At 35.1% G+C, this 13,612-nt stretch carries 11 protein-coding genes; 2 read left to right on the forward strand and 9 right to left on the reverse strand.

What is annotated here, in order from left to right:
* Positions 1-24: 24 nt before the first annotated feature.
* The 7 genes from dnaK to gpr form a co-directional block, all read right to left on the reverse strand.
* Positions 25-1,854, reverse strand: a complete 1,830-nt coding sequence (gene dnaK / locus ACEPXD_RS11560) for a molecular chaperone DnaK (protein ID WP_391116112.1) — start codon at positions 1,852-1,854, stop codon at positions 25-27.
* 67 nt (positions 1,855-1,921) lie between these two features.
* Positions 1,922-2,488 carry a nucleotide exchange factor GrpE gene (gene grpE, locus ACEPXD_RS11565; RefSeq protein WP_391116113.1) on the reverse strand — a complete coding sequence of 189 codons (567 nt, stop codon included), beginning with the start codon at positions 2,486-2,488 and terminating at the stop codon, positions 1,922-1,924.
* A gap of 13 nt (positions 2,489-2,501) precedes the next feature.
* Positions 2,502-3,539 carry a heat-inducible transcriptional repressor HrcA gene (hrcA, locus tag ACEPXD_RS11570; protein ID WP_391123195.1) on the reverse strand — a complete coding sequence of 346 codons (1,038 nt, stop codon included), beginning with the start codon at positions 3,537-3,539 and terminating at the stop codon, positions 2,502-2,504.
* Between the two features lie 95 nt (positions 3,540-3,634).
* A complete protein-coding gene (hemW, locus tag ACEPXD_RS11575; protein ID WP_391116115.1) occupies positions 3,635-4,768 on the reverse strand; it encodes a radical SAM family heme chaperone HemW in 1,134 nt (377 codons plus the stop codon).
* 57 nt (positions 4,769-4,825) lie between these two features.
* Entirely contained in the window at positions 4,826-6,655 is a 1,830-nt protein-coding gene (gene lepA / locus ACEPXD_RS11580; protein WP_391116116.1) for a translation elongation factor 4, read from the reverse strand.
* An 804-nt stretch (positions 6,656-7,459) separates the two neighbouring features.
* Positions 7,460-8,254, reverse strand: coding sequence for a stage II sporulation protein P (spoIIP, locus tag ACEPXD_RS11585; RefSeq protein WP_391116117.1), 795 nt, complete (start codon positions 8,252-8,254; stop codon positions 7,460-7,462).
* A gap of 152 nt (positions 8,255-8,406) precedes the next feature.
* On the reverse strand, positions 8,407-9,459 hold the full coding sequence (gpr, locus tag ACEPXD_RS11590) for a GPR endopeptidase (protein ID WP_391116118.1): 1,053 nt from the start codon (positions 9,457-9,459) through the stop codon (positions 8,407-8,409).
* A 124-nt stretch (positions 9,460-9,583) separates the two neighbouring features.
* Between gpr and rpsT the strand changes: the two genes are divergently transcribed.
* Positions 9,584-9,832 (forward strand): 30S ribosomal protein S20, encoded by a 249-nt coding sequence (gene rpsT / locus ACEPXD_RS11595; RefSeq protein ID WP_391116119.1) that lies wholly within the window; start codon positions 9,584-9,586, stop codon positions 9,830-9,832.
* Positions 9,833-9,992: 160 nt separating this feature from the next.
* On the opposite strand, the gene holA is transcribed toward rpsT, so the two are convergent.
* Positions 9,993-10,997: a DNA polymerase III subunit delta gene (holA, locus tag ACEPXD_RS11600; protein ID WP_391116120.1), complete on the reverse strand. Its 1,005-nt coding sequence runs from the start codon at positions 10,995-10,997 to the stop codon at positions 9,993-9,995.
* Positions 10,998-11,153: 156 nt separating this feature from the next.
* Between holA and ACEPXD_RS11605 the strand changes: the two genes are divergently transcribed.
* Positions 11,154-11,288, forward strand: a complete 135-nt coding sequence (locus tag ACEPXD_RS11605) for a YqzM family protein (protein WP_391116121.1) — start codon at positions 11,154-11,156, stop codon at positions 11,286-11,288.
* Between the two features lie 48 nt (positions 11,289-11,336).
* Here ACEPXD_RS11605 and ACEPXD_RS11610 read toward each other — a convergent pair whose 3' ends face one another.
* Complete coding sequence (locus ACEPXD_RS11610) at positions 11,337-13,604, reverse strand: DNA internalization-related competence protein ComEC/Rec2 (protein ID WP_391116122.1); 2,268 nt, start codon at positions 13,602-13,604, stop codon at positions 11,337-11,339.
* Positions 13,605-13,612: the final 8 nt, after the last annotated feature.

Genomic DNA, 13,612 nt, shown 5'->3' on the forward strand with positions numbered 1-13,612 from the left:
TTGACTTTTCCCCTACCGACTATCTTACTTATCTTTATCGTCGTTTACTTCTTCAAACTCTGCGTCAACAACACCGTCATCCGTTGCATCCGCTTGACCGCCGCCATTTGCAGCAGCATCTGCTTGCGCTTGTTCGTACAGTTTCATTGTTAATTGTTGAACGATTTCGTTTAACTTATCTTTTTTCGTTTTAATTTCTTCCAAGTTACCAGCTTCTAGTGCCGCTTTTAACTCTTCTTTTGCATCTTCAGCAGATTTTTTCTCTTCTTCTGATACTTTATCCTCTAAATCTTTTAATGTTTTTTCTGTCATAAAGACTAATTGATCTGCTTCATTTTTCACTTCAGCTTCTTCTTTACGAACTTTATCTGCTTCTGCGTTAGCTTCTGCTTCTTTTACCATACGTTCGATTTCTTCATCAGAAAGTGAAGAGTTCGATTGGATTGTAATATTTTGTTCTTTTTGTGTGCCAAGGTCTTTCGCTTTAACGTTTACGATACCGTTTTTGTCGATGTCGAATGTTACTTCGATTTGTGGAATACCACGTGGTGCTGGTGGAATATCCGAAAGTTGGAAGCGTCCAAGCGTTTTGTTATCTGTTGCCATTGGACGCTCACCTTGTAACACGTGAATATCTACTGCTGGCTGGTTATCTGCTGCAGTTGAGAAAGTTTGAGATTTTGACGTAGGGATTGTCGTATTACGTTCGATTAACTTTGTGAATACGCCGCCCATAGTTTCAATACCTAAAGAAAGAGGTGTTACGTCAAGTAATACAACGTCTTTTACATCCCCAGTTAATACTCCACCTTGAACTGCTGCACCCATTGCTACTACTTCATCTGGGTTTACACCTTTATGTGGATCTTTACCAGTTTCTTTTTTAATCGCATCTTGTACGGCTGGAATACGAGTAGATCCGCCTACAAGGATAACTTTATCGATTTGAGACGCTGATAAACCTGCATCTTTCATTGCTTGACGAGTTGGTACCATTGTACGCTCTACTAAGCGTGCTGTTAAATCATCGAATTTTGCACGAGTCATTGTAACTTCTAAGTGAAGAGGTCCAGCTTCGCCTGCAGTGATGAATGGTAATGAGATTTGTGTTGATGTGACACCTGATAAATCTTTTTTCGCTTTTTCAGCTGCATCTTTTAGACGTTGAACGGCCATTTTATCTTGTGATAAGTCAATTCCATTATCTTTTTTGAATTCTTGTACTAGGTAATCCATTACTATTTGGTCAAAGTCATCTCCACCAAGACGGTTGTCTCCAGCAGTTGCAAGTACTTCAAATACACCATCACCAAGTTCTAGGATAGATACGTCAAATGTACCCCCACCTAAATCATAAACTAGAATTTTTTCATCATGATCCATTTTATCTAAACCGTATGCAAGTGCAGCTGCAGTTGGTTCGTTAATAATACGTTCAACTTCTAGTCCAGCGATACGTCCAGCATCTTTTGTTGCTTGACGCTCTGCGTCGTTAAAGTAAGCAGGAACTGTAATGACAGCTTTCGTCACTTTTTCTCCTAAGTATTCTTCAGCATACCCTTTTAAGTATTGAAGAATCATTGCAGAAACTTCTTGTGGTGTATACTCTTTATCTTCTGCTTTCACTTTTTCATTTGTACCCATTAGACGTTTAACAGAAGCAATCGTATTTGGGTTAGTAATAGATTGACGTTTAGCTACTTCTCCAACTTGTTTTTCTCCATTTTTAAAAGCAACTACAGATGGTGTTGTACGGTTTCCTTCTGGATTTGGAATTACTTTTGGTTCTCCACCTTCTAACACAGATACACATGAGTTTGTTGTTCCTAAGTCAATACCAATAATTTTAGACATATATTTTTCCTCCTAATTTATAACTAAGTATAGTGTTATTCTGTAGAATAATTCTTTTCAGACTGAACTATTCGTTTACTTTAACCATAGAAGGTCGTAGTATTCTATCTTTTAACTTATACCCTTTTTGTAATTCTTGAAGCACGATTCCAGATTCTTTTGAGTCGTCTTTTTCTTGCATAACCGCTTGATGGAAGTTAGGGTCAAAAGGAGCACCTTCTGATTCAATTGGCTCAAGACCTTCTTTTGATACAGCATCTAGTAAAGTGCGATAAACCATTTCTACACCTTTGACTAAAGAAGCTGCTTCCTCTGATTTCGTTGGAACCGCTAGAGCACGTTCGAAGTTATCTAATACTGGCAAAACGTCTGTTAAAACAGTCTGTGCACGGTATTTATAATCTGCTTCCTTGTCTAGTTGAACTCTGCGCTTATAATTTTCAAAATCCGCTCTTAATCGAATGGACTTGTTTTTTTCTTCTTCCAATTCTTGTTTAACAAGCGTAAGTTCATCCACTTCCAAAACTTCATCGATTGCTGCTTCTGTAGTTTCTACTTCAGTAGCCTCTTTTTCTTGTTCTTCCAACTTTTCAATTTCTAATTCTTCTACTGTTTCATCTTTTTGTTTTGGCATGTTTGCATCTCCCTTATCCTTGATGGCCATTTAAAATTCTTGATAATTCTCTTGATAAATCGGTACTCATTACATCGAGTAAAGAAACGACACGCTTATAATCCATGCGAGTAGGACCAATTATCGCAATTGAACCCATTTGCTCTTCACCAATTGCATATGAAGCCGTTATAACACTACAATCTTCCATTGCAAGGTGATTGTTTTCGGAACCGATTCGGATTTGTATGCCTTTTTTATCAATAGGGAAAATACTAGGAATTTGTCTTACATGATCCATCAAGTACATAATACTTCGAGCTTTTTCTAAATCATTAAATTCAGGTTGATTCAACAGTTGCATTTTACCACCGTAGTACACTTTGTCCTCTTGCTCTACCCCCATGGACTTATTAAATGAACTTAAAAGGTTATTAAAATGTCCTACACGCTGTTTCAATAAAGAATGTGTAACAGCTTCCAACTTTCTTGGCAGTTCATGTAAATGAACTCCTATTAAGCTGTCGTTTAGCAAATTAACCATTCGTTCAATATCCGATGAAGTATAAGTTTCCGGGATTGAAAATACTCGATTTTCAACATGTCCACTATCTGTAACGATGATCGCAACTGCTGAATCATCTGTAAGTGGGACGATTGAAAATCGTTTTACCCGATGTTTTCTAACATCCATTCCTAGTAGTATGGAGGTGTAATTCGTTAGTTCAGACAAAATCGTTGCTGATTTACGAATAATTTGCTCCGTCTCCACCATTCGTTCTTCAAAAACAGATCGAATTTGCTTAATCTCGTCTTTCGATATTCGTTGTGGAGTTAACATATTGTCGACATAATAACGGTATCCTTTTTCGGAAGGGACGCGCCCAGACGAAGTATGTGTTTTCTCTAGGAAACCCATATCTTCTAGATCAGCCATATCATTCCGAATGGTAGCAGGACTATATGGAACTTCCTCCTTTTTCGAAATTTGACGAGATCCAACTGGCTGAGCGGTTTCAATAAAATCATCTACCGTTACTTGCAATATTAATAATTGCCTATTAGTTAGCATGATTATCACCTCTGTTAGCACTCGTTCATTGAGAGTGCTAATACTCATATAAAAGGTATCAAATCTAAAGAAAACTGTCAACGAATATGATTTTTTTATTGAAGAAAATATTGAAATACTTCATTTCCAACAAATCGACCACGACGAGTAAGTTTTACGTAATTATTTTCAATAACAATCAATTGTTTTTGAACAAGTTCATCTAACTGACTCCCATAAATATCTTGTAATGACTTTCCAAAGCGAATTTTAAATTTTTCTAAAGAAACTCCTGCGTTTTTACGCAATCCTAAAAACATTTCCTCTTCCATTTTTTCAACATTCGTAACTTTTTTTTGTAGCATAATAGGTTTTTCATTTGAATCCAAGGTTTGCATATACTTCTTTAAAGGTCCGTGATTCGAATATCGACTATTATTTACATAGCCATGAGCTCCTGCTCCTAATCCAATATATTCATCATTATCCCAGTAAAGTGAATTATGCCTAGATTCTTTCCCTTCGAAGGAAAAGTTACTGATTTCATATTGAAGGTAACCTTGCTTTTGCATTTCATCCAATAAGTATCCATACATCTCCGCTTCTAAATCTTCCCCTGGTAAAGAAAGTTTTCCTTTTGACATTAAGTTATAAAAAATCGTTTTTGGTTCAACTATTAAAGAATAAGCTGATATATGAGGGACTTTCAGTCGAAATACTTCTTTTAAAGAATGCTTCCACTGTTCCATTGTTTGGTTTGGTAAACCATACATTAAATCCATGCTTATAGACGGAAATCCTATCTTTTTAGCATTTTCAATTACTGTATACACATGTTCGTTCGAATGCGTTCTACCAATTACTTTTAATAGCTCTTGATCAAATGTTTGAACTCCCATACTTAATCTATTTACTCCAGCAGTGTGCATTAGTTTCATTTTTTCATATGTTAACTCATCAGGGTTCGCTTCAGAGGTAAATTCTACGACATCTTTTAAGGGAATGTATTGATGGATCAATGAAAATAATCTCTCTAACTGAGCTTCAGATAAAGATGTAGGAGTTCCCCCACCGATAAAAATAGTTTCAATTGGTTCATCTTTATATTGTTCCGTATACAATTCCATCTCTCTACCTAATGATTCTATATATTCATCCACCGGCTGGTTATGAAAGAAAAATTTATTGAAATCGCAATAATTACAAATTTGATGACAAAAAGGAATGTGGATATATACACCACGTGCCATATGACTTCCTGCTTTCTATAAAGGAAAAAGGAGGCTACTAATGCCTCCTTCCTTTTTTTATTTATTCGGCTCGTCCATTTTAAGAACTGCCATAAATGCTTCTTGCGGTACTTCCACAGAACCAACTTGTTTCATTCGTTTCTTACCTTCTTTTTGTTTATCAAGAAGTTTACGCTTACGTGAAATATCTCCACCATAACATTTAGCTAACACGTTTTTACCTATTGACTTGATGGTAGAACGCGCTACAATTTTTTGGCCAATGGCAGCTTGAACCGGCACTTCAAATTGTTGTCTTGGAATAAGGGCTTTTAATTTTTCAACAATCACTTTTCCGCGGTCATAAGCAAAATCTTTGTGGACGATAAAGCTTAAAGCATCTACTTTTTCACTATTCAGCAGAATATCCATTTTCACTAGTTTCGATTCTTTATATCCAATTAATTCGTAATCAAAAGAAGCATATCCTTTTGTGCTTGATTTTAAAGAATCAAAGAAATCATAAACAATTTCAGATAACGGAATTTCATAAATGATATTAACACGTGCTTTTGATAAGAAATCCATTGTAATAAAATTACCACGTTTACGTTGGCATAATTCCATTACAGACCCTACATAGTCTTCTGGAACCATGATGGAAGCTTTCACAAATGGCTCTTCAATCGTATCTACTTTTTGGACATCTGGCATCATCGATGGGTTGTCTACTTTCATGGTATCACCGTTCGTTAGCTTCACATCATAAACAACGCTTGGCGCGGTTGTGATTAAATCTATTTTAAATTCGCGTTCGATGCGCTCTTGAATAATTTCCATATGCAGTAAACCTAAGAAACCACATCGATAACCAAATCCCAAAGCTTGAGATGTCTCGGGTTCGAACTCTAGTGCTGAGTCATTCAACTGTAGCTTTTCAAGTGCATCACGTAAGTCTACGTATTTCGTGTTATCAATCGGATATAATCCACAGAATACCATAGGGTTCATTTTGCGATATCCTGTTAAAGCTTCTGTTGCAGGGTCTGAAGCTAATGTAATAGTATCCCCTACACTAGAATCTCCTACATGTTTCATCGAAGCAGTTAAGAAACCAACATCTCCAACAGTTAGCTCTGACCGTTGCGTTGTTTTTGGTGTGAATACACCCGTTTCAACAACTTCGAATTCTTTACCTGAAGACATCATTTTTATCGTGTCTCCCGGCTTAACAGTTCCTTCCATAATTCGGATATATACAATTACGCCTCGGTAAGGGTCAAATAAGGAGTCGAAGATCAACGCTTTTAACGGTGCAGAAGAATCTCCAGTTGGCGCAGGAACTTTCTCTACAATTTGTTCTAATATCTCTTCGATACCTATTCCTGCTTTTGCAGATGCAAGAACTGCTTCCGAAGCATCAAGTCCGATTACTTCTTCCACTTCTTTTCTTACACGTTCTGGATCAGCAGCAGGTAAATCTATTTTGTTAATAACCGGCAATATTTCCAAATCATTATCTAATGCCAAATACACATTTGCTAGCGTCTGTGCTTCAATACCTTGTGCAGCATCGACAACTAAAATAGCTCCTTCACATGCGGCTAAACTTCTGGAAACTTCATATGTAAAATCGACATGTCCAGGTGTGTCAATCAGATGAAAGATATATTCTTCTCCATTTTTAGCTGTATACGTTAACTGAACTGCATTCAGTTTGATGGTAATTCCTCTTTCTCTCTCTAGGTCCATCGAATCGAGTAACTGGGCTTTCATTTCACGAGAAGTTAATGTTTTTGTTTTCTCTAAAATACGATCTGCCAAGGTTGATTTTCCATGGTCAATGTGGGCAATAATCGAAAAGTTACGGATTTTTTTCTGACGTTCCATTCTTTGTTCATGATTCATGCTTGTTCACTCCTAATTAAACTACTAAGAATTATAACAGACAACATGTCGTTAAGTAACGCATAATAGTTTTCATTTCACAATTTATTGTTATTATGTATTATTTGCGCTTTATGTTATTTATTTTTTCTCAGAATTTAATCTTAACAAAAACCTGATAGTAAGACAATCTAGCGAATGAGAAAAGCGCTAGCGGCCTTTAAGTGCATCTTGTCTTTACTATTTTCAGAGTGCTTTGGTCGAAACAATGGCTACACTATTATCAGTAGAGTTTTTATTCGCGAAGTGACTGCGTCACTTCACGATTCATTTTTTAGGTAATCTTGTGTCGAATGCTTGTCCGTCGCCCTCTTGAAATATGTAAAGACATGGTGCATCAGGTTTGGTTAATGAGAGATTAAATACTTTCCTATTCTTTTAAAATCGAACGAAGATGCAATTTCGTCCGCTCACCGCTTCTTTATCAATGGATGCTATCTATTTTTTTAAAGTTCCACTGTATCCAATAATAACCTACCGAGTACATGTCCACTTAAATAGTCGCTATAAACACCAAAAGCGAGCTTATAAGCACCTACTGAGATTATGTCCTCCTAAATAGTCGCTATCAGCACCAAAACATTTGCTATAAGCACCTACTGAATGCAAGTCCAATGGATGGAGATACTTTGATACTAGTATTCTTTTGAGGAAACAACAAACCTGTTTCCGACTATATTATCCCCAAGAAACAATAGGAATATACGAATATACATTTTCAACAGGAAAAAGAGATTAAGCTATAATCTCTTAATCTCTTCTAGTTTAAGAAGGTATTTGCTGATTGAACATATTCGAAATAGCCTTTGCTAAAATAGCAATGGAACGATCTACTTCTTGTTCTGTGTTATCAACACCACCAAGTTCAACAACTAATAGATTTTTAGCAAGATCTTGGTTGTAAACACCGTCTACTCCTTTACCTGTTTTAACAATAATCCCTCTAGATATCCCAGGAACTAATTTATTTAATTGGTCAGAGAGATTTTGCGCTAGTTGTTCATTCCATTTGTAGTTGGCATGCTCACCACCAATAACAAATATAAATTTTGCATAGGTTTCTTCACCAATCTGAAGAGTTGTCACTTTTGCTTTCTGTGCGTCTCTATGAATATCCAAAACAATATCATAATCACTATGTGCTATTGCATTCTGAACAAATGGTCGAATCGTATAATAATTATCCATTACATCTGGGTTATGATCCTCTAAAAACTGTGTATCCACTTGGTGAAATGCAAATTGGGCAGCTATTTGCTCTTGAAAGGTAGAAATATTCGTTATCGGATCATATATTGCAATCTTTTCTCCTTTGTCTGCAAGTATAGGCCGATATGCTTCATGAGCATGCGTGAAATATACAAAAGCTTTTTTAGGTTCTATTATTTCTGTGATGTCCGGTTTTGATTCTAATTGGGCCGCATAAACTACAGGCGTGTCCTCTTTTTTATTTTCTACTATTTGTTTCGATGAAAGAGGTGTTTGGATTGTAGCAATAATAATGGGAGTTAAAAATAATAGTAATAAAATGCTCGTTAAATTCTTCAGGGAATTAGCCATAATTTCCACTCTCCTCAAATAATCGTATGATGAGAAGAGTTTTTTTAGAACATTAGAGTTGACGTTCTTCTGCGACGAGCATGCACAGAAGAAGCACGTGAAAAGTTGTCTAATCCTTCAGTATGGGTGAAATAGTGGCAATTGGATCTAAATTATCTATTTGTAATCCACGTTTCAATTCCCTCTGATAGCAAATATGCATATTGCTCCACCCAAGCATCAGTTTCTTTTGGTGTAACAAATAAAGATGAGTTTTTTCCAACAAATACTTCCTCAAATAACTTTCTTTTTTCTTCAGTTGGCCAAGTTACCCATTCTCCAAAAATCGGTTGTAACACCTTTTTATCAAGTGAAGATTTTTTATTTGATACCATTGGAGTCACAGCTAAAGCAGAAGACGGACTTCCTTTTTCTTCAATTTTAGAAGCAATATAATGAATAACATGCTCCATTGCATCTGCGTATAGAACCGGACCATCTACTACCATAGGAATACCTATTGCAGTTACTGGTATACCATAAACTTCTTCTGATACTTCTTTTCTTTCATTTCCTACTCCGGAACCTGGATGAATACCTGTATTTGTAAGTTGAATAGTTTTACAAAGTCGTTCACTATTTCTCGCTGCAAGTGCATCTAAAACAACGATTAAGTCCGGTTTAAACGCTTTACTTATCGCCTCAATAAAATTACTTGTTTCAAATCCAGTTTGTCCAGTTACTCCCGGAGCATACATAACCACTTTTACATTGTTTTCCATCTGAGATATAGAAGAACCTTGTAAATATTCAATCGCTTTCGGACCAATGGCATCAGGGGTAATGGTAGAATTACCCAAGCCAATTATTAAAACTTTAGATGATTTTGTTAAGGATAAATTTCCATGCATCTCTTCTAACTTTTGAATAAAGATTTTCTTTAACGCTTCAAAACTTTCTTGATCATCTGGATTAACGGTCAAGTCAGTTAATGTTATATATTTCCCTTTTTTCTTTCCTATTCTTTTTTCCCCATCTTCATTTACTTCGATGGAAGTTATTAATACTGCTCCGATTCGACTTTCCTCAAATTTTATACCTTCTGAATCTGTTAAAACGTCTTTTTCTACTGCGGTTCGATGCTTTACCATTTCATCCGATTCATCTAATAAATCAGTTCGTCCCCACATAAAATTCACCTCTAAAATAGTTTGTACAAGTGTCAAGTAAATATTCTTAGCATTTATATATTGCAATTTGTTTTTTCGTTTGTTAAAATAATGCTTGTTGTATTAGACAGTTTTCAACACATTAAAGTATCATCTCAGACCTTATTAGGAGGTGAAAGGTATGCCAAATATTAAATCCGCTATTAAACGTGTTAAGAAAAATGAGACATTAAATGCTCAAAATACGAAAGCAAAATCAGCTATGCGTACTGCTGTAAAAAAAGCTGATACTGCTGCACTTAATAACGACGAAAACGCAAAAGAACTTATTAAAACTGCGATTCAACAAGTTGAAAAAGCAGCTACAAAAGGTTTAATTCATAAAAACGCAGCTTCTCGTAAGAAAGCTCAATTAATGAAAAAAGCGTAATTAAAAAGACTGACCCGATATCTATCGGTCAGTCTTTCTTTTTTTGTTCCAAAACGGATGAGCGACTTGAGAGAATGCAAATAAATTAGCGTTTTTGTGCACTTTCTAATTTCTACATGAATGTCTGCTGGCCGTAGTTTTCTATACGCACATCACTCTCTCATTTCATCAAAAACATTTCTAATATCCTGTTTCGATTAATATTCAATGTTTTCAACTGTACATCTACTGTTGCAAGATCGTTTAATGTTGTAAGTAGTTTTTTTTCATTTTGTAGACTTGGATTGTCGAATAGTAATTTTACGCGATACGGGTGCACCTTTAGTTGATTTGCAATTTGTTGGGCATGGTACCCCTTTTTCTTTAAATGGCTTACTTGAATCATTAAACGGACTTGTGAAGCTATTAAAGCATTCAACTTCAAGGGATCTTCTTTTCGTTTTAATAAATCATGATAAATTTCAATTGCTTCACTTTTATTTCCTGTTAAATAAGCATTCCCCAAAGTAAATACATCCTGCTCTAATGTTCGTACAAGAAGCATCCTCACTGTTTCAACATCAATTTCAGCTAATTCACCTAAATAAGTGGCTATTTTCAATAACTCGGTTTGTAAATGGACTAAATTAGATCCACCAACTTCGATTAAAAAGGATAGAGCTTCGTCTGAAATTATTTTTTCCAAATTAGAAACTTCGTGTAATATCCAACTTCTCAAATCATGTTCCTGTAAACTAGAAACTTCTATAATATCGGCATATTGTTTCATCGCTTTTGTTACTTTTTTCCGTTCATCTAGTTTCTCGTAAGGTGCAATAAAAACAGTAACTGCTGTAGGAGAAGGATTTTGAAGCCATTGTTCTAAAATACTCGTGTCATGGATAACTTTTTCTTTCCCTTTTTCTGTTGCCTTCAAAAAGAATGCATTTCGAGCAATGACAAGTTTTTTATCCGAAAAAAATGGAAGCGTATCTGATTCGTAAATAACTTCTTCTACATTTTTTTCTTCTAAATCAAAATTAATTACTTCTAGTTCACCATTTTCACTTAATTGTCTTTTTAGTCTTTTTAAAGTCTCTTCAATAAAATAAGCTTCTGTTCCAACTAATAAATATACGACTGAAATTTTATTGTTCGCTATTTTCATCCATTTTTCTGAAATCATCCGGGAAATCTCCTTGCTTTACGTAATTAACCCTATTATACAGCAGATTTAGTGAATAATTTGTGACATTCTAGAAGACATCTGAAAATCGATGGTTTGCATATAGATTTTTTAATGGCAATCCGATATAATTAGGTGGAAATAGGAGGGGTAACAATGAATGAGTTTGAACAAAATGTACAGTCGAAACGTAACGACGCAATCGACTCAGGCGTAGGTTTCGGTGTCTCCTTTGGATTTTTTACAATTATGTTCGCTATTGCAGTAATTGTTGAGTTCGTATCTCGATAATAAAAAGAAAAAATGGTTTTGTCTATATAGACGGAACCATTTTTTCTATTATGGTGTTGTTACAAGTATCTCTCCTTTTTTTGTTATCTCTACTTCAATCGTTCCATCTGTTCCTGTTTGTAAAAAAGGAAGTTTCAAGTTATTTAAACGTTCTACAACTTCAGGATGCGGATGACCATACCGATTATTGTATCCAGCTGAAATAATGGAAATTTTAGGGCGAGTAAGTTCTAAAAAAGATTGTATACTTGATGTTTTACTTCCATGATGACCTATTTTTAATAATGTAGTTTGCTGAAGTTCTTTTGAATATTTGCGAACAAGCTCCTCTTCTCCTTCTTTCTCCAAATCTCCTGTAAAAAGTCCTTGGAAATGATCATTTCTCATTGAAAGTACGAGTGAATCATTATTGCCTTCATATTCTACATCCGCTGGGCTAATGTAGTGAAGTTGAAAGTATTTGGATGCTATTTGATCCCCTTCTTTTTTTTCAAATAGAGGAATTTTTTGTCTCCCTACTTCTTCCATTAAATCTTTCATTACTTCTTTCTTATGTGAATTTGGAGAAATATGAACTTCTTTTACCCTTATCACTTCTAAAACTTCTTCCGCACCTTCCATATGATCTGCATCCGCATGAGTAATAACTAACGTATCAATTTTTGTAATTCCTTTTCCTTTTAAAAATGGAACAACAATTTGCCTCCCTATTTCATACACTTCTTTTGTTTCTTTCCACTTTTCTTCTTCAAATCTTAATAATCCACCTGTATCGATCATGATGACTTCTTTTCGATATGGCATTTCAATAATAGTGCAATCTCCTTGCCCTACATTTAGAAATGTAATTCTAGTGGATGCATCCAAATAAGGTGTGATATGCATCATTACCATAGGTAAAATAAGTAAAATGAAACTAAACAGCTTATTTTTTCTTCTCTCCATTGATATAAAAAATAGGATCACGCCAAAATAGGCGAAAAAAATGTATGAAAGGGTAGGTTTCATCGGATTCCATAATTGAAAAGGCAAACTACCGAAATAAGTTATTATCACACCCAATATATTTCGAAGAGGCTCATAAATGGAAAAGAGTAGGTTACTAATTGAAGTTGATATATACGTTAATAATAGGAAAAAAAGATTGGCTGGTAGTACAATAAAAGAAAATAATGGGACAAAAACTAAATTTGCGAGGAAAGAAGAAATGGATACTTCATAGAATTGATAGACTAAAATAGGATATACCATGAGCTGACACACAGCCGTAATAACAAATGATTGTTTTAAATAGGAAGTACAATTATTCAAAAGAATAGAAGAATATATAAGAGAAAATGCGGCTAAATAAGATAATTGAAAACCAATTTGATAAACAACCCAAGGGCTTAAACAAACAAATCCAATTACACTTAGAGAAAAAGCATCATCAATCGCAATTTTCCGCTTTAACAACATGCTAACTAACACAATTTCTGTTACAGAAACTGATCGCCAAACAGATGGTGCTCCTCCCGCTAAAAATACATAGAGAGGAAGTGCAATGATTAGCAACCAATTTGCCGTTTCCCTTCTTATCCCGCTGCGAATGAGTATTTCATGCAAAAGAAGAGTAACTAAGCCTACATGAAGTCCAGAAATAGCAAATAGATGTGTTATTCCTAATGTTTGATAGGCATTTTGCAAGTCTGAAGGCATTTGTTCACGACTGCCAATTAATAATGCTTCTGCTTCCGCTTGTAAGGATACAGGAAATGTCGATTGAATATGCCGCTTTAATTCAAATCGTTTTGTCGCCATAAAACTTACAAAGCCATGGCTTTCCCTTACATATTGATAATTTTCTACTTCTACTTGTCCAACAGCTCCATTACTTTTTATATAATCATCCATATTAAAAGCATATGCATGCGACAATGGCCTCTTGGGAGCTTCTTGTGCATCTATCCTGAAAGTTTTACCAGATAGAGGTGTGTTCATTAATATTTCTTTTTCTTGCTCTGACTGTATTTTGAATTGCACATACCATTTCTTGCGATCATTACCAAACGCAAATCCTCGAACAAATCGGCCATTAATTCGATAATCGTCAGTCCACGTAATTTCAGAAATGTCTCCTACATTAGAAGGCTTAGGAATTGTAGCATTAAAATAAAAATAGGAAAAAAAACCAATGAGAATAGTACCTAAGATAAATAAACTATGCTTTTTCTTATAGATTAACCAAGAAAAAACAAGTACAAACATAAACAAAACGGTGACCGATTCATAAGCAGCGATAGCTGCAATTACAATAAATATAGCAATATAGATCAAATTTCCTC

Origin of the sequence: Psychrobacillus sp. L3 (genome assembly GCF_042945595.1) — a bacterium.
GTDB lineage: Bacteria > Bacillota > Bacilli > Bacillales_A > Planococcaceae > Psychrobacillus.

Bases quoted from the DNA above. Each gene is read 5' to 3' on its own strand.
- hrcA (WP_391123195.1), bottom strand. From the start codon at position 3,539: ATGCTAACTAATAGGCAATTATTAATATTGCAAGTAACGGTAGATGAT.
- rpsT (WP_391116119.1), top strand. From the start codon at position 9,584: ATGCCAAATATTAAATCCGCTATTAAACGTGTTAAGAAAAATGAGACA.
- holA (WP_391116120.1), bottom strand. From the start codon at position 10,997: ATGATTTCAGAAAAATGGATGAAAATAGCGAACAATAAAATTTCAGTC.
- spoIIP (WP_391116117.1), bottom strand. From the start codon at position 8,254: ATGGCTAATTCCCTGAAGAATTTAACGAGCATTTTATTACTATTATTT.
- hemW (WP_391116115.1), bottom strand. From the start codon at position 4,768: ATGGCACGTGGTGTATATATCCACATTCCTTTTTGTCATCAAATTTGT.
- grpE (WP_391116113.1), bottom strand. From the start codon at position 2,488: ATGCCAAAACAAAAAGATGAAACAGTAGAAGAATTAGAAATTGAAAAG.
- lepA (WP_391116116.1), bottom strand. From the start codon at position 6,655: ATGAATCATGAACAAAGAATGGAACGTCAGAAAAAAATCCGTAACTTT.
- dnaK (WP_391116112.1), bottom strand. From the start codon at position 1,854: ATGTCTAAAATTATTGGTATTGACTTAGGAACAACAAACTCATGTGTA.
- ACEPXD_RS11605 (WP_391116121.1), top strand. From the start codon at position 11,154: ATGAATGAGTTTGAACAAAATGTACAGTCGAAACGTAACGACGCAATC.